Annotated in this window: 18 protein-coding genes and 2 tRNA genes; 13 read left to right on the plus strand and 7 right to left on the minus strand. The window is 71.5% G+C overall.

Going from position 1 to position 19,556, the window contains the following annotated elements; translation table 11 throughout:
* The first annotated feature begins 13 nt into the window (after nucleotides 1-13).
* The 8 genes from ACKUU6_RS15345 (at nucleotide 14) to pyrE (ending at nucleotide 9,685) form a co-directional block, all read left to right on the plus strand.
* Complete coding sequence (locus ACKUU6_RS15345; protein ID WP_407989101.1) at nucleotides 14-916, plus strand: LysR family transcriptional regulator; 903 nt, start codon at nucleotides 14-16, stop codon at nucleotides 914-916.
* A gap of 80 nt (nucleotides 917-996) precedes the next feature.
* Complete coding sequence (gene clpB, locus ACKUU6_RS15350; protein WP_407989102.1) at nucleotides 997-3,630, plus strand: ATP-dependent chaperone ClpB; 2,634 nt, start codon at nucleotides 997-999, stop codon at nucleotides 3,628-3,630.
* A gap of 118 nt (nucleotides 3,631-3,748) precedes the next feature.
* Nucleotides 3,749-4,306, plus strand: coding sequence for a YbjN domain-containing protein (locus ACKUU6_RS15355; RefSeq protein WP_407989103.1), 558 nt, complete (start codon nucleotides 3,749-3,751; stop codon nucleotides 4,304-4,306).
* Nucleotides 4,307-4,380: 74 nt separating this feature from the next.
* On the plus strand, nucleotides 4,381-5,541 hold the full coding sequence (locus tag ACKUU6_RS15360; protein ID WP_407989104.1) for a pyridoxal phosphate-dependent aminotransferase: 1,161 nt from the start codon (nucleotides 4,381-4,383) through the stop codon (nucleotides 5,539-5,541).
* 371 nt (nucleotides 5,542-5,912) lie between these two features.
* Complete coding sequence (locus tag ACKUU6_RS15365; RefSeq protein ID WP_407989105.1) at nucleotides 5,913-6,482, plus strand: DUF2617 family protein; 570 nt, start codon at nucleotides 5,913-5,915, stop codon at nucleotides 6,480-6,482.
* 79 nt (nucleotides 6,483-6,561) lie between these two features.
* A complete protein-coding gene (locus tag ACKUU6_RS15370) occupies nucleotides 6,562-8,196 on the plus strand; it encodes a spermidine synthase (RefSeq protein WP_407989107.1) in 1,635 nt (544 codons plus the stop codon).
* 70 nt (nucleotides 8,197-8,266) lie between these two features.
* Complete coding sequence (locus ACKUU6_RS15375) at nucleotides 8,267-9,121, plus strand: SRPBCC domain-containing protein (RefSeq protein ID WP_407989108.1); 855 nt, start codon at nucleotides 8,267-8,269, stop codon at nucleotides 9,119-9,121.
* 27 nt (nucleotides 9,122-9,148) lie between these two features.
* A complete protein-coding gene (gene pyrE / locus ACKUU6_RS15380) occupies nucleotides 9,149-9,685 on the plus strand; it encodes an orotate phosphoribosyltransferase (RefSeq protein ID WP_407989109.1) in 537 nt (178 codons plus the stop codon).
* Nucleotides 9,686-9,762: 77 nt separating this feature from the next.
* Here pyrE and ACKUU6_RS15385 read toward each other — a convergent pair whose 3' ends face one another.
* Nucleotides 9,763-10,467, minus strand: coding sequence for a DedA family protein (locus ACKUU6_RS15385; protein ID WP_407989110.1), 705 nt, complete (start codon nucleotides 10,465-10,467; stop codon nucleotides 9,763-9,765).
* Between the two features lie 308 nt (nucleotides 10,468-10,775).
* On the opposite strand from ACKUU6_RS15385, the gene fbaA reads away from it, so the two are divergent.
* Nucleotides 10,776-11,804 carry a class II fructose-bisphosphate aldolase gene (gene fbaA / locus ACKUU6_RS15390; RefSeq protein WP_407992136.1) on the plus strand — a complete coding sequence of 343 codons (1,029 nt, stop codon included), beginning with the start codon at nucleotides 10,776-10,778 and terminating at the stop codon, nucleotides 11,802-11,804.
* 76 nt (nucleotides 11,805-11,880) lie between these two features.
* On the opposite strand, the gene ACKUU6_RS15395 is transcribed toward fbaA, so the two are convergent.
* Nucleotides 11,881-12,300: a DUF3151 domain-containing protein gene (locus tag ACKUU6_RS15395; protein ID WP_407989111.1), complete on the minus strand. Its 420-nt coding sequence runs from the start codon at nucleotides 12,298-12,300 to the stop codon at nucleotides 11,881-11,883.
* A gap of 156 nt (nucleotides 12,301-12,456) precedes the next feature.
* Between ACKUU6_RS15395 and ACKUU6_RS15400 the strand changes: the two genes are divergently transcribed.
* Nucleotides 12,457-13,308 (plus strand): DUF3152 domain-containing protein, encoded by an 852-nt coding sequence (locus ACKUU6_RS15400; protein ID WP_407989112.1) that lies wholly within the window; start codon nucleotides 12,457-12,459, stop codon nucleotides 13,306-13,308.
* A gap of 24 nt (nucleotides 13,309-13,332) precedes the next feature.
* Here the strand turns inward: ACKUU6_RS15400 and ACKUU6_RS15405 are convergent, their stop codons facing one another.
* The 4 genes from ACKUU6_RS15405 to purS are packed head-to-tail and all read right to left on the minus strand — an operon-like array spanning nucleotide 13,333 to nucleotide 17,410.
* The gene (locus ACKUU6_RS15405) at nucleotides 13,333-14,166 is read right to left on the minus strand and encodes a sterol carrier family protein (protein ID WP_407989113.1); all 834 of its coding nucleotides are present in this window, start codon (nucleotides 14,164-14,166) and stop codon (nucleotides 13,333-13,335) included.
* Nucleotides 14,167-14,226: 60 nt separating this feature from the next.
* A complete protein-coding gene (gene purL / locus ACKUU6_RS15410) occupies nucleotides 14,227-16,482 on the minus strand; it encodes a phosphoribosylformylglycinamidine synthase subunit PurL (protein ID WP_407989114.1) in 2,256 nt (751 codons plus the stop codon).
* Nucleotides 16,482-17,159 (minus strand): phosphoribosylformylglycinamidine synthase subunit PurQ, encoded by a 678-nt coding sequence (purQ, locus tag ACKUU6_RS15415; protein WP_407989115.1) that lies wholly within the window; start codon nucleotides 17,157-17,159, stop codon nucleotides 16,482-16,484. Before purQ ends, purL begins: the two co-directional genes overlap by 1 nt.
* The gene (gene purS, locus ACKUU6_RS15420) at nucleotides 17,156-17,410 is read right to left on the minus strand and encodes a phosphoribosylformylglycinamidine synthase subunit PurS (RefSeq protein WP_407989116.1); all 255 of its coding nucleotides are present in this window, start codon (nucleotides 17,408-17,410) and stop codon (nucleotides 17,156-17,158) included. Before purS ends, purQ begins: the two co-directional genes overlap by 4 nt.
* A gap of 465 nt (nucleotides 17,411-17,875) precedes the next feature.
* On the opposite strand from purS, the gene ACKUU6_RS15425 reads away from it, so the two are divergent.
* From ACKUU6_RS15425 to ACKUU6_RS15435, 3 genes are all read left to right on the plus strand, one after another.
* A complete protein-coding gene (locus ACKUU6_RS15425) occupies nucleotides 17,876-18,193 on the plus strand; it encodes a histone-like nucleoid-structuring protein Lsr2 (protein ID WP_057230366.1) in 318 nt (105 codons plus the stop codon).
* 137 nt (nucleotides 18,194-18,330) lie between these two features.
* Nucleotides 18,331-18,403, plus strand: a tRNA-Gly gene (locus ACKUU6_RS15430).
* A 25-nt stretch (nucleotides 18,404-18,428) separates the two neighbouring features.
* Nucleotides 18,429-18,501 (plus strand) — tRNA-Gly (locus ACKUU6_RS15435).
* 137 nt (nucleotides 18,502-18,638) lie between these two features.
* Here the strand turns inward: ACKUU6_RS15435 and ACKUU6_RS15440 are convergent.
* Nucleotides 18,639-19,538: a phosphoribosylaminoimidazolesuccinocarboxamide synthase gene (locus tag ACKUU6_RS15440; RefSeq protein WP_407989117.1), complete on the minus strand. Its 900-nt coding sequence runs from the start codon at nucleotides 19,536-19,538 to the stop codon at nucleotides 18,639-18,641.
* Nucleotides 19,539-19,556: the final 18 nt, after the last annotated feature.

Genomic DNA, 19,556 nt, shown 5'->3' on the forward strand with positions numbered 1-19,556 from the left:
ATAGCCTGGCCCTATGCCCCTCTCTTCGCGTGTCCCCGAGCTCGGCGCCCTGGAACTGCTGCTCGCGGTGGCCAGACTGGGCAGCGTCGGCCGGGCGGCGGCCGAACTGGGCGTCAGCCAGCCCGCCGCCAGCGCCCGGATCAAGGGCATGGAGCGGCAGATCGGGGTACCGCTGCTGGAGCGCTCGCCGCGCGGCTCGCGGCCGACCGAGACCGGCCGGGTGGTGGTGGAGTGGGCCCGCAACGTGGTGGAGGCGGCGCAGGCGCTGGACGCCGGGATCGACGCCCTGCGCGAGCGCAGGGACGCCCGGCTGACCGTGGTGGCCAGCCTGACCGTGGCCGAGTACCTGATGCCTGGCTGGCTGCTGGCGCTCCACCAGGTCAGCCCCGACACCTCGGTCACCCTGCGGACCGCCAATTCCTCGGACGTCGCCGCCCACGTCCTGGCCGGCGACGCGGACCTCGGCTTCGTGGAGGGCCCGACCACCCCGCCCGGGCTCGGCGGCGCGGTGGTGGCGGCCGACCGGCTGGTGGTGGTGGTCGCGCCGAACCACCCCTGGGCCCGCCGCCGTACGCCGCTGACCGGCGTCGAGCTGGCCGCCATCCCGCTGGTGCTGCGCGAGCCGGGGTCCGGCACCCGTGAGGTGCTGGAGCAGGCGCTCGCCCCGTACGGCGGAGCGGCGACGCCCCGGCTGGAGCTCGCCTCCTCGACCGCGTTGAAGGCGGCCGCGATGACCGGCGCCGGGCCGGTCTGCCTGAGCGAGCTGGCGGTCACCGAGGAGCTGGCCACCCGTCGCCTGGTCGCCGTCCCGCTGGAGGGGGTGGACCTGGCCAGGCCGCTGCGCGCGGTCTGGCCGATCGGCCACCGTCCGGCCGGCCCGGCCAGGGAACTGCTCGGCCTGACCCGGAAACGCTGAAAAGACCGCTCGTTTCAAAGTTGAGCGCGGTAGACTCAACTTGTCGAACAGTCCGTCTGTCACAGAGGAGACCGCCCGCCGTGGACGCCAGCAAGTTCACCAGCAAGACCCAGGACGCCTTGTCCGCCGCGATCCGACAGGCCAGCGCCGCAGGCAACCCGGACGTCAAGCCGGTGCACATCCTGCTGGCCCTGCTGGAGCAGCCCGAGGGCATCGCCCGTCCGCTGCTCGAAGCGGTCGGCGCGGACGTGTCCGCCGTGCTCGCCGCCGCCCGGCGACAGCTCGCCACCCTGCCCAGCGCGCAGGGCTCCACCGTCTCGGCCCCGCAGCTGGCCCGGGACACCATGGCCGTGCTGACCGAGGCCGGCAAGCGCGCCGATGACCTGGACGACCAGTACCTCTCCACGGAGCACCTGCTGGTCGGCCTGGCCGCCGAGGGCGGGCAGGTGGCCGACCTGCTCAAGCAGCACGGCGCCACCCCCAAGACCCTGCTGGCCGCCTTCAAGGACGTCCGGGGCAGCGCCAAGGTCACCTCGGCCGATCCCGAGGGCACCTACAAGGCGCTGGAGAAGTACGGCACCGACCTCACCCAGGCCGCCCGGGACGGCAAGCTCGACCCGGTGATCGGCCGCGACCAGGAGATCCGCCGGGTGATCCAGGTGCTCTCCCGCCGGACAAAGAACAACCCGGTGCTGATCGGCGAGCCCGGCGTCGGCAAGACCGCCGTGGTCGAGGGCCTGGCCCAGCGGATCGTGGCGGGCGACGTGCCGGTGTCGCTGCGCGGCAAGCGGCTGGTCTCGCTGGACCTCTCCGCGATGGTCGCCGGGGCCAAGTACCGCGGTGAGTTCGAGGAGCGGTTGAAGGCCGTGCTGAACGACATCAAGTCCAGTGACGGCCAGGTGATCACCTTCATCGACGAGCTGCACACCATGGTCGGCGCGGGCGCCGGCGGCGACTCCTCGATGGACGCGGGCAACATGCTCAAGCCGATGCTGGCCCGCGGCGAGCTGCGGATGGTCGGCGCCACCACGCTGGACGAGTACCGCGAGCGGATCGAGAAGGACCCGGCGCTGGAGCGCCGCTTCCAGCAGGTACTGGTCGGCGAGCCGAGCGTCGAGGACACCATCGCCATCCTGCGCGGCCTCAAGGGCCGGTACGAGGCGCACCACAAGGTGCAGATCTCGGACGCCGCCCTGGTCGCCGCCGCCACCCTGTCCAACCGCTACATCACTGCCCGGTTCCTGCCCGACAAGGCGATCGACCTGGTGGACGAGGCGGCTTCCCGGCTCCGGATGGAGATCGACTCCTCCCCGGTCGAGATCGACGAACTCCAGCGCGCCGTAGACCGGTTGCGGATGGAGGAGCTGGCGTTGGAGAAGGAGTCCGACCCGGCCTCGGTGGACCGGCTGGAGCGGCTGCGCCGCGATCTGGCCGACCGACAGGAGCAGTTGAGCTCGCTCAACGCCCGCTGGGAGCAGGAGAAGAAGTCGCTCAACCGGGTCGGCGAGCTCAAGGAGCGCCTGGACGACCTGCACGGCGCGCTCGAACGCGCCCAGCGGGACGGCGACTTCGAGCGCGCGTCCAAGCTGATGTACGCCGAGGTCCCGGCCGCCGAGCGGGAGCTCGCCGAGGCCCAGGAGCGCGCCCAGACTCCGGTCGATTCCACTGGGGGCGCCAGCGAGTCGATGGTCAAGGAGGAGGTCGGCCCGGACGACGTGGCCGACGTGGTCGCCTCCTGGACGGGCATCCCGGCCGGCCGCCTGCTGGAGGGTGAGAGCGCCAAACTCCTGCGGATGGAGGAGGAGTTGGGCCGCCGCCTGATCGGCCAGCAGGAGGCGGTGGCGGCGGTCTCGGACGCCGTCCGGCGGACCCGCTCCGGCATCGCCGACCCGGACCGGCCGACCGGCTCGTTCCTCTTCCTCGGCCCGACCGGCGTCGGCAAGACCGAACTCGCCAAGGCGCTGGCCGACTTCCTCTTCGACGACGAGCGCGCCATGGTCCGGATCGACATGAGCGAGTACGGCGAGAAGCACTCGGTCTCCCGGCTGGTCGGTGCCCCGCCCGGCTACGTCGGCTACGAGGAGGGCGGCCAGCTCACCGAGGCGGTCCGCCGCCGCCCGTACAGCGTGGTGCTGCTGGACGAGGTGGAGAAGGCCCACCCCGAGGTCTTCGACGTGCTGCTCCAGGTGCTCGACGACGGCCGCCTCACGGACGGCCAGGGCCGCACGGTGGACTTCAGGAACGCGATCCTGATCCTCACCTCCAACCTCGGCTCGCAGTACCTGGTGGACCCGACCACCCCGGAGGAGACCAAGAAGCAGCTGGTGCTGGACACCGTCCGGTCCGCCTTCAAGCCCGAGTTCCTGAACCGGCTGGACGACATCGTGGTCTTCGAGCCGCTCGGCACCGCCGAGCTGAGCCGGATCGTCGACCTCCAGGTCGGCCTGCTGGCCGACCGGCTGCGGGACCGCAGGCTCACCCTGGACGTCACGCCGGCGGCCCGCGACTGGCTCGCCCTGACCGGGTACGACCCGGCGTACGGCGCCCGGCCGCTGCGTCGGCTGGTGCAGTCCGCGATCGGGGACCAGCTCGCCCGGGCGATCCTGTCCGGGCAGGTCCACGACGGTGACACGGTGCTGGTGGAGCGGGACGGGGACGCCGACGGGCTGACCGTCCGGGCCGAGCAGCCGATCGCCTCGCTCACCAAGCACTGACCTTGCCACGCGGCCCGGGTGCCCCCTGTGTCCCGGGCCGCGAATGAGGCAGGATGGTGCATGGAAGGGCGGCCCCTCATTGCCAGCCACCCTTGTGCACTGAGAAGAGGACCCCCTGATGAGCATCGACCCGTCGTCCATCCCCTCGTTCGGCGCCCCCCAGGGCGGCCAGCCGGGAGGTCAGCCGGGCCCGGCAGGCCCGCCGCCGATCGTGGTGCCGGACCAGGCGCTGGTCACCCAGCTGCTGGACCAGATGCAGCTGAAGCACGTCGTGGACGACGAGGGCGACCTCACCGCGCCGTGGGACGGTTTCCGCGTCTACTACATGTTCCGTGGCGAGCAGAAGGAGCTCTTCGCGGTCCGTGCCTTCTACGACCGGTCCTACCCGCTCGAGGACAAGGCCGAGATCCTTGACCTGATCGACGAGTGGAACCGCGAGACCCTCTGGCCGAAGGTCTACACCCACACCCACGAGGACGGCGTGGTCCGCCTCATCGGTGAGTCCCAGATGATCGTCGGCACCGGCGTGAACCTGGAGTACTTCGTCACCACCACCGCCAACTGGACCCAGGCCGCGGTCGGTTTCGAGCAGTGGATCGTCGAGCGCCTGGGCCTCCAGAAGGAGATCGAGGGCGAGGACGGCGACGACGGCACCGCCGCCACCGACGAGAACTGACCCGCACGGCACGGCCCGCTCCCACCGAGGGGGCGGGCCGTTCCGCGTCCGACGATCGACCTGGAGGAGCCGGGATGGGTACGAGGCCGCTGCTGAACCGCCGGCTCGAAGGCATGGGTTCGACGATCTTCGCGGAGATGTCCGCGCTGGCCGTCGCCACCGGTTCGATCAACCTGGGGCAGGGCTTCCCCGACACCGACGGGCCGCGCGAGATCGCCGAGGCGGCCGCCCGGGCCGTGCTGGACGGCCGGGGCAACCAGTACCCGCCCGGCCCCGGCATCCCGGAACTGCGGGCCGCGGTGACGGAGCATCAACAGCGCTGGTACGGGCTGTCGTACGACCCGGACCGCGAGGTGCTGATCACCGCCGGGGCGACCGAGGCGATCGCCGCCGCCCTGCTGGCGCTGCTGGAGCCGGGCGACGAGGTGATCGCGCTGGAGCCGTTCTACGACTCCTACGCGGCCTGCATCGCGATGGCCGGCGCGGCCCGGGTGCCGCTCACCCTGCGGGCCCCGGGCTTCCGCCCCGACCTGGACGAGCTGCGCACCCTGATCACCCCGCGCACCAGGCTGCTGCTGATCAACACCCCGCACAACCCCACCGGCACCGTCCTCACCCCGGACGAGCTCCGCGGCATCGCCGAACTCGCCTGTGAGCACGACCTGTTGGTGATCACCGATGAGGTGTACGAGCACCTGGTGTTCGCCGGAGCGCACCGCCCGCTGGCCGCCCTCCCCGGCATGCGCGAGCGGACCGTCTCGATCTCCTCGGCCGGGAAGACCTTCTCCTTCACCGGCTGGAAGGTCGGCTGGGTGACCGGCACCCCCGAGCTGGTGGCCGCCGTGCGGACCGCCAAGCAGTACCTGACCTTCGTCAGCGCGGGGCCGTTCCAGTACGCCGTCGCCGACGCGCTGCGGCTGCCCGACGGCTACTTCGACACGCTGCGGGCCGACCACCTGCGCAAACGGGACCTGCTGGCCGAGGGCCTGGCGGCGGCCGGCTTCGACGTGTACCGGCCGGATGGCACGTACTTCATCACCACCGACATCACCCCGCTCGGCGAGACCGACGGCCTGGAGTTCTGCCGCAAGCTGCCAGAGCGCTGCGGGGTGGTGGCGATCCCGAACGTGGTGTTCTACGACAACACCGAGGCCGGGCGCAGCCAGGTCCGCTGGGCGTTCTGCAAGCGGGACGACGTGCTGGCCGAGGCGGTGGCCCGGCTCGGGCGGCTCTGACCGGGGCGTCAGCCCGCCGCGTGCGGACCCTGGGCGGCGGGCGGCCGACTGAGGGGGCGTACGCACCCCGGCGCACAACGGTGGTGCACGGCGCACGCCCCGGTGGTGGGGGCGCACGCCGGACAGACTCATGCACCGGTGTGATCACACCCAGACGGAGACTGCCATCGAATCGGTGAATGCCGGGCAAAGCTGGGTAAATCCCTGACGGACCCGGAGAATTCGTGCTTCTCTGCTGCTGAATCTCCAGCCGGAATCCTTCCTTCCACGGTCGGCCGCGCCAAGGACCGCACAGCCCCGAACAGCCCCGCCACCGTGCCGGGCCGGATGCTGACGGCGGGCGCGCACGGAGCTGAAACGCGGAGCCCAGCATGCTCACCACACTGCAGACCTCCTACACGGACACCCGGGCCGGTGACCTGGCCTGGTGCCTGGGCGGCAGTCCGCTGCCCGCGCTCGCGGTGCGCGACCTGAGACTCGACCGCCTCGGCACCGGCCGGCTCTCCGGCGGGACACTGCAACTGCGACTGCTCGGCGCCTCCCATCAGGTGATCCTGGCGGCCGGTCCGGGCGAGTGCCTGGAGACGGTGGCCTGCCTGCCCGGCCGCCGCACCCCCCTGCCCGCCCGGGTGGCCGAACAGGTCGGCGGCTGGGAGTACGAGTTCGCCGCCCGGATCGAGGAGCTGCCCCCGCACGTCTTCGCCGCCCGCGCGCAGGAGCTGCTGGCCCTGGTCGAGGGCCACCCGAGCGCGCTGGCCGGGGTCTTCCCGGGGGACCCGAGCGCCTTCACCGCGCTGGTCGCCAACGGCGACGAACGCCGGGTGCACTGGCGGACCTGGCACGCCTATCCGCAGGAGGGCCGACTGGTCTGTACCCGGTCCTCACTCACGGTCTTCGGAAGTCAGTCCGAGACCGGGCCCGCAGTCGCTAGCCCATCCTGATGAAACGTCAATTCAGTACGGGTCTCTGTCCGTCGAATGGGTGCAGCGGTCGGCCACCCACCTCGCCTAGCGTTTGTTCGTGATCAACCGTCCGGCGGGCCCACCCGTCCAGCCGAGCACCGAGGCCCCGGCCGGACTGGCCGGGATCGGAGCCCGCGCGGTCCGGGCCCGGGCCGCCGACGGCGGCCGCGCCCGCCGTCGGCCGGGCGGCGGTGGCCGCCGGGGTGGCCGGCCCCGCCCGGCCCGGCTGCTGGTGCTGCTCGCGGCCTTCGTCTGCGCGGCCTGCGGCCTGGTGTACGAACTCGAACTGGTGGCCCTCGGCGGACAGCTGATCGGCGATCCGATGACCCAGACCTCGGTCGTGCTGTCCGTGATGGTGTTCGCGATGGGGGTCGGCTCGCTCTCCGCCAAGCGGCTCACCCGCCGCCCCGCCACCTCCTTCGCGCTGGTCGAGTGCGCGCTCGCGCTGGCCGGCGGGCTCTCCGTACTGCTGCTCTATTCGGCCTGGGCCTGGCTGGACCGGTACGGCGCCACGACGGCCGGGGTGGTCGGCACCACCTTCCTGATCGGGGTGCTGATCGGCGCCGAGATCCCGCTGCTGATGACCCTGATCCAGCGGATCCGCCGGGAGGACGCGGGCCGGGCCGCCGCCGACCTGTTCGCCGCCGACTACGTCGGAGCGCTGGTCGGCGGCCTGGCCTTCCCGTTCCTGCTGCTGCCGCTGCTCGGCCAGACCACCGGGGCGCTGCTGACCGGCGCGGTGAACGCGGTGGCGGGCGCGGCGGTGGTGCTCTGGCTGTTCCGCGACGAGCCGTCACCCCGGACCAGGCTGCTGCTCTGGACCGGCTGCGGGCTGGTGCTTGTGGTGCTCGCGGTGGCCGCCGCCTTCACCGGCGTGATCGAGCGGGCCGCCCGCAACGCGCTGTACGGCGCCCAGGTCCGGCTGGCGATCCAGAGCAGGTACCAGGAGATCGTGCTGGCCGGCCCGGCCCTGGAGGCCAGGGTCCCCCCGCAGCGCGCCCCGCTGGAGCTGTTCCTGAACGGCCGACTGGTCGTGTGCGGCCCGGACGAGTACCGGGAGCACGAGGCCCTGGTGCACCCCGCACTCGGCAGCGGACCTGTCGGCCGGGTGCTGCTGCTCGGCGGCGGGGACGGCATGGCGCTCCGCGAGGTGCTCACCCGGGCCGGGGTCCGGGACGTGACGGTGGTCGAACTCGATTCGGCGGTACCGGAGTTGGTCCGCCGGGACGCGGCCCTGTCGGCACTCAGCCGACGCTCGCTGGAGGACGCCAGGGTCCGGCTGGTGACCGCCGAGCCGCTGCACTGGCTGCGCGGTGCGGGCCCGTACGACGTGGTGCTCTCCAGCCTGCGCGGACTGCCGTACGACTCGCTGGAGTTCTACGGTCTGGCGGCCCGGGCGCTGGCGCCCGGCGGCCGGCTGGCGGTGCGCACCGACGACGTCTGGTCCACCGAGGCCACCGTACGGGCGGTCGGCCTGCAGACCGTCCCGTACGCCGCCGCCGACGGCCCGCGGAGCTGCCCGGCCGGGCCCGGCGCGCCGGAGACCTTCGTGCTGGCCGGCCGTACCCCGCCGGAACTGACCCTGGACGCTCCGACCCGCTCGCTCACCACCGAAACCCTGCGGGCCGCCGCCGCCCGGCTCGCCGCCCGCCGCCCCGAACGGGTGCCGGAACCGCGCGGCCTGCTGGACTGAGCGTCACGAGGTGCAGATCGACCTGACCGGATGCTCTCCGTCCGGGGGCCGGGTCGGTAGGCTCGCTGGCATGGAGCATGAGGTTGTCGTCCAGCTGCCGGCCGCCACCGTCCGGCAGGCGCTGCGGGACCGGGAACTGCTGGTGCGCTGTGTGCCCGGCCTGAGCGTCGAGACCGGGGCCCCCGGCGACGGACCGGCCGGGCGGCTGCGGCTGCGGATCGGCGGCTCGACCATCACGTACAAGGGTGCGCTCTCGCTGGTCGAGGGCCACGAGGGCGTGCTGACCGTACGGGCCGAGGGCCAGGAGTCCCGGGGCAGCGGGGAGGTGACCGCGACCGTGCGGCTCTCGGTGCAGCCCGGCGCGGACGACGGCAGCAGCGCGCTGCACTTCACCGCCGACCTGACCGCCACCGGGCGGCTGGCCGAGTTCGACGCGGCCGTGCGGGGCACGGCGGGCCGCCGCCTGCTTGACCGGTTCGCCAACGACCTGGCGGCCGCGGTGAGCGGCGCCGAACCGGAGGCCGCCACCGTGCTCTACCTGGAGGACCGCACGGGGGGCTTCTCCAGCGGGCTGGACGACGACCTCGCCGACCTGCTCCCGTTCGACGACGAGCCCACCGGGCCGGGCCGGTCGCCGGGCACCGAGGACCCGACGCTGGAGTACCTGACCGCCGACCACGGCAGCGGCCCGGTCCGGCGCAGCATCGTCGGCCGCTCCGCCGAGGAGGTGGACCACGCGCCGCCGCGCGGCAGGTACGCCCCCGCGCTGCCCGCCCGCAGTGCCCGGGCCAGGGCCGCCACCCGCTGGAGCGGCCCCGAGCAGCTGCCGCAGCACGACCGCGCCGCGCTGCCCTGGATGATCGGCGGCGGGGTCGCACTGATCGGCGGCGCGGTGGTGCTGGTCCGCGCCCTGCGGAAGCGCTGAACCCCTCCCCCCGTAGACTCAACGCCCATGAGCAACGACCGCGACGCCCTGCTGGCGCAGATCAAGGACAAGGCCGTCGTGCACGGCAAGGTCACCCTCTCCTCCGGGCTGGAGGCCGACTACTACGTCGACCTCCGCCGCATCACGCTGGACGCCGAGGCGGCGCCGCTGGTCGGCCGGGTCATGCTGGACGCGGCCGCCGCGCTGGACTTCGACGCGGTCGGCGGGCTGACCCTGGGCGCCGACCCGGTGGCCGCCGCGATGCTGCACGCCGCCGCCGCGCGCGGCCGCAAGCTGGACGCCTTCGTGGTCCGCAAGGCGGGCAAGGCGCACGGCCTGCAGCGCCGGATCGAGGGCCCGGACGTGAAGGGCCGCCGGGTGCTGGCGGTCGAGGACACCTCCACCACCGGCGGTTCGGTGCTCACCGCGGTCGAGGCGCTCCGCGAGGCGGGCGCCGAGGTGGTCGGCGTCGCGGTGATCGTGGAGCGCGGCGCGGCCCCGGCGATCGAGAAGACGGGCCTGCCGTACATCACCGCCTACACCCTGGACGACCTGGGCCTCTGAACGGTCCTGCCGGTCCCCCGGACATGACGCTGCCCGCTGTTTCACGTGAAACAGCGGGCAGCGTTCGTCGTACCGGCTCAGCCCTTGCGGTGCCGACCGCCGACCGGCTCGCCGGTCTCGACGGCCTCGGCCTTCTTCTTCTTCCGCTCGCGCAGCACCTCGAAGATGATCGGCGAGACGGACACCAGGATGATCAGCGCCATCGCCGGGATCAGGTACTTGTCGATCACCGGCGCGAGCTGGTCACCGGTGAAGTAGCCGATCAGCAGCATCGACTCGGTCCACAGCACACCGCCGACCACGTTCCAGACGAAGAAGGTCCTGGCCGGCATCTCCAGGGTCCCCGCGACCGGGTTGAGGAAGGTGCGGACGATCGGGATGAAGCGGGCCAGCACTACGGCCTTGGCCGGGCCGAACTTCTCGAAGTACTCCTCCGCCTTCACCACGTACTCGCGGCGGAAGATCTTCGAGTTCGGCTTGTCGAACATCCGCGGGCCGACCTTGGCCCCGAAGAAGTGCCCGAGCTGGGCCCCCGCCACGGCGCAGACCGGCGCCCCGATCAGCAGCAGGGCGATCGACATCTGGGCGCCCTCGCCCAGCACCGAGGAGGCAGCCGACGAGGCGGCCACCCCGGCCAGGATCAGCAGCGAGTCACCTGGGAAGAAGAACCCGACCAGCAGGCCGGTCTCGGCGAAGATGATCGCCAGGATGCCGATCGCACCCACCGATGCGACAAGGGCCTTGGCGTCAAGCAGATTGACGGCTAGCTGGTTGTAGTCCACGGGCGCAGGATAGCGTCCCCGCCTTACCGAGGGCTGAACCCGTCCCTCCCGTACACCTCTCCGTACACCGTCCCGTCCCAACCAGCGGGCCGCTGGGTGATGCCGGGGCGGGAGTCTGGGAGGATGGCACAGGTGTCCGTCCCGCGGTAGCGCACCACCCTCAGTGCACCCGCGACGGACTCCGTCGAACCGAGGTACCACCAGCCGCACCGCAGAGCCGCGTCGGCGTTCCCGGTACCGCGCGTCGTACCGAAGGCGTACCGAGCGTCGGACAGGTCGTCCGTACGCCGAAGCACCGACAGGAGCGGATTCGCATGCCCATCGCAACTCCCGAGGTCTACAACGAGATGCTGGACCGGGCCAAGGCGGGCAAGTTCGCCTACCCGGCCATCAACGTCACCTCGACCCAGACCCTGCACGCCGCGCTGCGCGGCTTCGCCGAGGCCGAGAGCGACGGCATCATCCAGATCTCCACCGGTGGTGCGGAGTTCCTGGGTGGCCAGCACAACAAGGACATGGTGACCGGCGCCGTCGCGCTCGCCGAGTTCGCCCACATCGTGGCCGCCAAGTACGACATCACCGTCGCGCTGCACACCGACCACTGCCCCAAGGACAAGCTGGACGGCTACGTCCGCCCGCTGCTCGCCATCTCAGCCGAGCGCGTGAAGAACGGTCAGAACCCGCTCTTCCAGTCGCACATGTGGGACGGCTCGGCCGAGACCCTGGCCGACAACCTGGCGATCGGCCGCGAGCTGCTCGCCCAGGCCAAGGCCGCCAACATCATCCTCGAGGTCGAGATCACCCCGACCGGTGGCGAGGAGGACGGTGTCTCGCACGAGATCAACGACGAGCTCTACACCACGGTGAACGACGCCGTCCGCACCGCCGAGGCGCTCGGCCTGGGCGAGCAGGGCCGCTACCTGCTGGCCGCCTCCTTCGGCAACGTGCACGGCGTGTACAAGCCGGGCAACGTCGTGCTGAAGCCGGAGCTGCTCCGCGAGCTGCAGGACGAGATCGGCAAGCAGTACGGCAAGAAGGACCCGTTCGACTTCGTCTTCCACGGCGGCTCGGGCTCCACCGCCGAGGAGATCGCCACCGCGCTGGAGAACGGCGTCGTGAAGATGAACCTCGACACCGATACCCAGTACGCCTTCACCCGCCCGATCGCGGACCACATGTTCCGCAACTACGACGGCGTGCTGAAGGTCGACGGCGAGGTCGGCAAGAAGAACACCTACGACCCGCGCACCTGGGGCAAGCTGGCCGAGGCCGGCATGGCCGCCCGCGTGGTCGAGGCGACCCAGGCGCTGCGTTCCGCGGGCACCCGGATCAAGTAGTCGGCGCAGCGAGCAGCCGGTACGACGGAGCCCCCTCGACCCTTCCGGTCGAGGGGGCTCCGGCACGTCCGGGGTGCTACTGCTTCAGCTCCGCGTACGCCTCGGCGCTGCTGTCCTTGAGGAAGGTCCAGCAGCGCTCGGCCTCCTCGGTCTCGTGGATCGCCTCGGCCGCCCGGGCCAGACCGGCCAGGCAGCGCAGGAAGCCCCGGTTGCCCCGGTGCTCCCACGGCACCGGCCCGTGGCCCTTCCAGCCGGCCCGCCGCAGCGAGTCGAGACCGCGGTGGTAGCCGGTCCTGGCATACGCGTAGGACTCGACCACCCGCCCGGCGTCGAACGCGTCGTCGGCCAGCATCGCCCAGGCCAGCGAGAAGGTCGGGAACGCCGCGGCGACCTGGGTCGGCGAAGCCGACTCCTCGCCCAGCATCCGGTAGGGCTGCTCGTCCTCCGGCAGCCGGGTCGGCTCGGGGCCGCCGAGCAGGTTCTGGTGAATACTCATACCTGCAGTCTGCCAGCCGGGACGACCGGGTCAACCACGGTCGGCGCCCCGGTCCCCGGCCGCTCGCCCCGGGCGCCACCGAGAACCGAACAGGCAACAGGTATCGTCCTGCTGGACAGCGCGTCAGTTCTGCCGGCCGACCAGAGAGCTTCCGTAGTGCGAGCCAACACCAGCAGCTCCCCCGCCCCGAGCCGACGGCGCGCCGCCAGCGCGCGGCGGCGGAAGCAGCGGGTACGGCGTAACCGGCTGGTGCTGGGGGTCGGGGTGGTGACGGTGCTGGCCGTGGTCGGCGGCGCCGCGTACGAGCTGACCGGTGACTCAGGCTCGACCCCGGGCGGCGCACCCACCACACAGGCCAGGGCGGTGCCGGCCGCCGAATCCCCCGCCGCCAGTGCCCCGCCGCCCGTCGAGACGCCGCCGCCCTCCCCCGCCCCGGTGGTCGAGGGCAAGGGGCTCGGCACCTTCAGCACCGTCCAGGCGAACGGGCCGGTGATGGGCAAGGGCAAGACCCTGCGCAAGTTCAAGGTGGAGGTCGAGGACGGGATCGGGATCGACGCCGTGACCGCCGCCAAGCAGGTCCAGGCCATCCTCGCGGACCCCCGGAGTTGGACCACCGACGGGAAGAACTCCTTCCAGCTGGTGACCTCCGGCAGCTACGACTTCACGGTGCGGATCGCGTCGCCAGAGACGGTGGACAAGATCTGCGCCACGGCCGGGCTGGACACCGGCGGCGAGGTGAACTGCAACGTGGACCGCCAAGTGATGGTCAACATCAAGCGTTGGAACACCGGTTCACCGAAGTTCAGCGGTCCGATCGAGGAGTACCGGGCCCTGATCATCAACCACGAGGTCGGACACCGGATCGGCCACAACCACGAGGGCTGCCCCGGGCCGGGGAAGCCGGCGCCCGCGATGATGCAGCAGATATACGGCCTGGAGGGCTGCGTCTCCAACGCCTGGCCCTACACCGACACCGGCAAGTACCTCAGCGGTCCCGCCCGGCCGTAGCCCGGGGCAGGCGGCACAAGCTCCCTAGCCCATGATCGGGAGGTACTCCCCCAGCTCGCTGCGTTCGCCGCTGGCGTGCACCGCCGTGTCTACCACGTCGGCCCAGCTGGTGCGGCCGGTGGCGAGGCGGATCCAGGTGAGCGGGTCGGTCTCCACCACGTTGGGCGGGGTGCCGCGGGTGTGGCGGGGGCCTGGGACGGCCTGGACCACCGCGTACGGCGGGACGCGCAGCTCCACCGCACCGCCCGGGACCTGGTCCGCGAAAGCGTCCGCCAGCAGGCGGGTGACGGCGGCCAGGGCCTGGCGGTCGTGCGGGAAGTCGGCCAGGTCGAGCGCGGCCGCCAGATCGTCGGCGTGCACCACCGTCTCGACCAGCCGGGTGACCAGGAAGTCGGTCAGCAGGATCGGCCCGAACCGGATCACGAACCGCCGGGCGGGGTCGACGACTTCGGGCCGCTCCAGGGTCGCCAGCAGCAGGTCGCAGGCGCGGTCGAACTCCTCGGCCACCTCGGCCGGGGAGCCCGCGAAGGCGCCCTCCGCGTGCTCCTGCACGGCGGCGTCGATCGCGGCGGCGGCGGTCCGCGTCACCCCGACCCACTGCACCAGCGAGAGCGGCGCGCCGTCCGGCACCGGCTGCTCCAGGTGCCGGGGCAGCCAGTCCAGGCAGAAGCCGAGGTGGGCGATCAGCTGCCGGAGGTTCCAGTCGCCGAGCCGGGTGGGCCGCTCCAGCAGCGAGGCGGCGTCCGGACGGGCGCACAGCTCGTGCACCACGCCGCGCAGCGCCTCGGTCTGCCCTGCCAGGGCGGCCCGCACCTTCGCGGGGTCGTAACTACGGGCACGGTTCGCGGAGTTCGCCATTCGCCGAGCGTACAGCGAAGGGGCGGCCCGAGCGGCCGCCCCTCAGCTGGTGAGACGCCGTCAGGCGAGCAGCGCCTCGATCACACCGGTGTGCGCGTCCGTCAGCTCCGCCAGCGAGACGGTGAACTGGCCCTGGACCTCCAGGACGTCACCGTCCACCACGCCGATCCGGGTGGCCGGCAGGCCCCGAGCACCGCACATGTCGTTGAACCGGAGCTCCTCGCTGCGCGGGATCGACACGATGGCGCGCCCCGCGGACTCGGAGAACAGGAACACGAACGGGTCCAGACCGGCGGGCACGATCAGGCGCGCGCCGTTGCCGCCCTTGAGGCAGCTCTCCACCAGGGCCTGGGCCAGGCCACCGTCGGAGAGGTCGTGCGCGGCGTCGATCATGCCGTCGCGCGAGGCGGCGATCAGGATGTCGCCGAGCAGCCGCTCGCGCTCCAGGTCCACCTTGGGCGGCAGGCCGCCGAGGTGGCCGTGGACGACCTGCGACCAGGCGGAGCCGCCCAGTTCGTCGGCGGTGTCACCGAGCAGGTAGACCAGCTGGCCCTCCTCGGCGAAGCCGATCGGGGTCCGCCGGGTGACGTCGTCGATCACGCCGAGCACCGCGACCACCGGGGTCGGGTGGATGGCGGTGTCACCGGTCTGGTTGTACAGCGAGACGTTGCCGCCGGTCACCGGGGTGCCGAGGACCAGGCAGGCGTCGGCCAGACCACGGGTCGCCTCGGCGAACTGCCACATCACGTCCGGGTCCTCGGGGGAACCGAAGTTGAGGCAGTCGGAGACGGCGAGCGGCTTGGCGCCACCGGCCGCGACGTTGCGGTACGCCTCGGCCAGCGCCAACTGGGCACCGGTGTACGGGTCCAGCTTGGTGAAGCGGCCGTTGCCGTCGGTGGCCACCGAGACGCCGAGGTTGGTCTCCTCGTCGATCCGGATCATGCCCGAGTCCTCGGGCGTGGCCAGCACGGTGTTGCCGATCACGTAGCGGTCGTACTGGTCGGTGATCCACGACTTGGAGGCCTGGTTCGGCGAGCCGGCGACCGCGAGCAGCGCGGCCTTCAGCTCCTCGCCCGTGGACGGGCGGAGCAGCCGCTCGGCGGTCGGCGCGTCCGCCTGCAGGGCGTCCTGCCAACTCGGCCGCGCGTACGGGCGGTTGTAGGTCGGGCCGTCGTGCGCGACCGAACGCGGCGGGACGTCCACGACCAGCTCGCCGTGCCAGAAGATCTCCAGCCGCTCGCCCTCGGTCACCTCACCGATGACGGTGGCGATGACGTCCCACTTCTCGCAGATCTCCAGGAAGCGGTCGACCTTGCCGGGCTCGACGATCGCGCACATGCGCTCCTGCGACTCGCTCATGAGGATCTCCTCAGGAGAGAGCGTGTTGTCGCGCAGCGGCACGGTGTCCAGGTCGATCCGCATGCCGCCGGAGCCGGCCGAGGCCAACTCCGAGGTGGCGCAGGAGAGTCCGGCGCCGCCGAGGTCCTGGATGCCGAGCACCAGCTTCTCGGCGAAGATCTCCAGGGTGGACTCGATCAGGAGCTTCTCCTGGAACGGGTCACCGACCTGGACGGCCGGGCGCTTGGCCGGGCCGGTCGCGTCGAAGGTCTCGGAGGCCAGCACCGAGACACCGCCGATGCCGTCGCCACCGGTGCGGGCTCCGTACAGGATGACCTTGTTGCCCGCACCGGACGCCTGCGCGAGGTGGATGTCCTCGTGCTTCATGACGCCCACGCAGAGCGCGTTGACCAGCGGGTTGCCCTGGTAGCAGGAGTCGAAGACGACCTCGCCGCCGATGTTCGGCAGGCCCAGGCAGTTGCCGTAGCCGCCGATGCCCGCGACGATCCCGGGCAGCACGCGCCGGGTGTCGGGGTGGTCGGCCGCACCGAACCGCAGCGGGTCCATCACGGCGACCGGGCGGGCGCCCATCGCCAGGATGTCGCGGACGATGCCGCCGATGCCGGTGGCCGCGCCCTGGTAGGGCTCGATGTACGACGGGTGGTTGTGCGACTCGACCTTGAAGGTCACCGCGTAACCCTGACCGACGTCCACCACACCGGCGTTCTCGCCGATGCCCACCAGCATCGCGTCGCTGTCCGGCTTCTTCTCACCGAACTGCTTGAGGTGCACCTTGGAGCTCTTGTACGAGCAGTGCTCGGACCACATGACCGAGTACATCGCCAGCTCGGCGCCCGTGGGGCGGCGGCCGAGGATCTCCCGGATCCGGGCGTACTCGTCTTCCTTCAGGCCGAGTTCGGACCAGGGCTGCTGGGCGTCCGGGGTCTGCTCGGCGTTCTTGACCGTGTCGAGACTCATCAGGCGTTCACCAACTGCTTGAGGACGGAAGTGAAGAAGCCGAGGCCCTCGGTGGTCGGACCGGTGAGCGGCTCGACGGCGTGCTCCGGGTGCGGCATCAGGCCGACGACGTTGCCGGCGGCGTTGGTGATGCCGGCGATGTCGCGGTACGAACCGTTCGGGTTCAGGTCGACGTAGCGGGCCACGATCCGGCCCTCCGCCTCGAGCTGGTCCAGCACGTGCTCGTCGGCGACGAACCGGCCCTCGCCGTTCTTCAGCGGGACGACGATTTCCTGGCCGACGGAGTAATCCCGGGTCCAGGCGGTCTCGGCGTTCTCGATCCGCAGCTTCTGGTCGCGGCAGACGAAGTGCAGCGAGTCGTTGCGGGTGAGCGCGCCGGGCAGCAGGTGCGATTCGCAGAGAACCTGGAACCCGTTGCAGATACCGAGGACCGGCATTCCCAGCTTCGCCTGCTCGATGATGGTCTCCATCACCGGCGAGAAGCGGGAGATCGCACCGCAGCGCAGATAGTCGCCGTAACTGAATCCACCCGGCAGGACGACCGCGTCGACCTGATGGAGATCCTTGTCACGGTGCCACAGGGCGACCGGCTCCGCGCCGGCCAGCCGGACCGCGCGCTGGGCGTCGCGGTCGTCCAGCGAACCGGGAAAAGTGACGACGCCGACGCGGGTGGTCACTTGGCCGTCTCCTCGACCCGGACGGTGAAGTCCTCGATCACCGTGTTGGCGAGGAAGGTCTCGGCGGCTTCCCGGATCCGGGCGAGCGCGGCGTCGTCGACCGGACCCTCCAGCTCCAGTTCGAATCGCTTGCCCTGGCGGACATCGGCGATCCCGGCGAATCCAAGACGCGGCAGTGCACGCTGCACCGCCTGGCCCTGGGGGTCGAGGATCTCGGGCTTGAGCATGACGTCGACTACGACGCGAGCCACTGGCACTCCAAGTGGTGTGGTGCGTGAGGCGGGGGACCTCCAGACTACCGGGGCATTCGGGCGACTTTGCGGCCCGGTCCTGGGCGACAGAAGGCGACGCGCGTAGACCAATGACCCTTACGCCCCATGGGATCCACCCCGCCCGCGGCCCTCGCCCACCCCGCTTTACAACGGATTCCGCAGCCGCTTCTGGAACGCCCGAATACCGGCACTACGGGACAGAACGACCATCCAGATCACCCGCTATCCCGCCCCGGCGAACACACGTGAATATCCGGAAAAGAAAGCAGGACTCTTCGATTTCGGCCCGCTTTGGGTGCAGAATAGGGCCACCGGTGACGGCGAGTGCTGCGTATCCAGCGCGGCTTCCAGCCTGCCCGTAAGCGCCCGCGTGACTGGTGCACATCGGGCCGCACGGGCGCATCCCGCACCCGGCGGCCGAATTGCCCGAGAGGATCGACACCCATGGCTCAGCGTGTAGTTGTCACGCTCTCCGACGACCTGGACGGCGGCGCCGCCGCCGAGACCGTCCACTTCGGCGTGGACGGAAAGTCGTACGAGATCGACCTGTCCCTGGACAACGCGGAGAAGCTGCGGGAGGCTCTCGCCCCGTTCGTCGCGGCCGGCCGTCGGCAGAGCCGCGCCGGAAAGTCCTTCCGCCGCACGGCGCTCACCCCGGACCCGGCCGCCGTACGTGCCTGGGCCCAGTCCCGGGGCATGGAGCTGCCCGCCCGGGGCCGCATTCCCAAGCACGTCTACGAGTCCTTCGCCGAGGCCAACTGACCTGGCCGACCGGCTCGTCGCCCCACCCCGACCGCCCCGGCGGAAAGGGTGGGGCGACCACTCGTTCCGATGGGGTAGAGTTCTTTCTGTCGCCAACCGGGAGACCGGAAGGCGGCCGGTGCTTCAAGAAGCACCGTGCGGACGTGGCTCAGTTGGTAGAGCATCACCTTGCCAAGGTGAGGGTCGCGAGTTCGAATCTCGTCGTCCGCTCGCAGTGAAAACAACCGAAGATCGTGCGGACGTGGCTCAGTTGGTAGAGCATCACCTTGCCAAGGTGAGGGTCGCGAGTTCGAATCTCGTCGTCCGCTCAGTTGAAGGGCCCCCTCGTCGAGGGGGCCCTTCGTCGTATCCGCACCGCGCTCCCCACGGAGGTCTCCGCCGGTTACGGTCCAGGGGCTCGGCGCGCTGCCGAGGTGCGGCGCCGAGCCCCTGGACCGTGGTGGAGCTACTGCCAGGAGGTGCCGGTCAGCCGCTCGTACGCCTCGACGTACTTGGCGCGCGAGGCCGCGACGATCTCGGGCGGCAGCGCCGGCGGCGGGAGTTCGCCCTTGCGGTCCCAGCCGGAGGCCGGGGAGGCCAGCCAGTCGCGGATGAACTGCTTGTCGTAGGAGGGCTGGGCGTGGCCCGGCTCCCACTGGTCGGCGGGCCAGAAGCGCGAGGAATCCGGCGTCAGCACCTCGTCGCCGATCACCAGCTCGCCGTTGAGCAGCCCGAACTCGAACTTGGTGTCGGCCAGGATGATGCCGCGCTCCCGCGCGATGTCCCGGGCCCGGCTGTACACCGCGAGGGTGGTCTGCCGGAGGGTGGTGGCCAGCTCGGCGCCGATTCGGCGAGCGGTCTCCTCGTACGGGACGTTCTCGTCGTGCTCGCCGACCTCGGCCTTGAGGGCCGGGGTGTAGATCGGGGCGGGCAGCTCGGAGCCGTCCTCCAGGCCCTCGGGGAGGGCGATGCCGCAGACCGTGCGGTCCCTGCGGTACTCCTCCAGGCCGGAGCCGGTCAGGTAGCCGCGGGCCACGCACTCTACCGGCGCCATCTCCAGGGCGCGGCAGATCAGCGTGCGCCCCTTCCAGTCGGCGGGCGCCCCCGCCGGGACCTCGGTGGAGATCACGTGGTTGGGGACGATATCGGCGATCCGCTCGAACCACCAGAGCGAGAGCTGGGTGAGGATCCGGCCCTTGTCCGGGATCTCGTTCGGCAGCACCCAGTCGAAGGCGGAGGTCCGGTCGCTGGCGACCATCACCAGGTCGCCGTTGGCGGCCCGGTAGAGGTCGCGCACCTTGCCGGTGTGCAGGTGTTCCAGACCAGGTACCTGGACCGGCTCGGGCTTGGTGACAAATCCGCTCAAGGTCGTCTCAGTCCTCAG

Origin of the sequence: Kitasatospora sp. CMC57 (genome assembly GCF_045866025.2) — a bacterium.
Taxonomy (GTDB): domain Bacteria; phylum Actinomycetota; class Actinomycetes; order Streptomycetales; family Streptomycetaceae; genus Kitasatospora.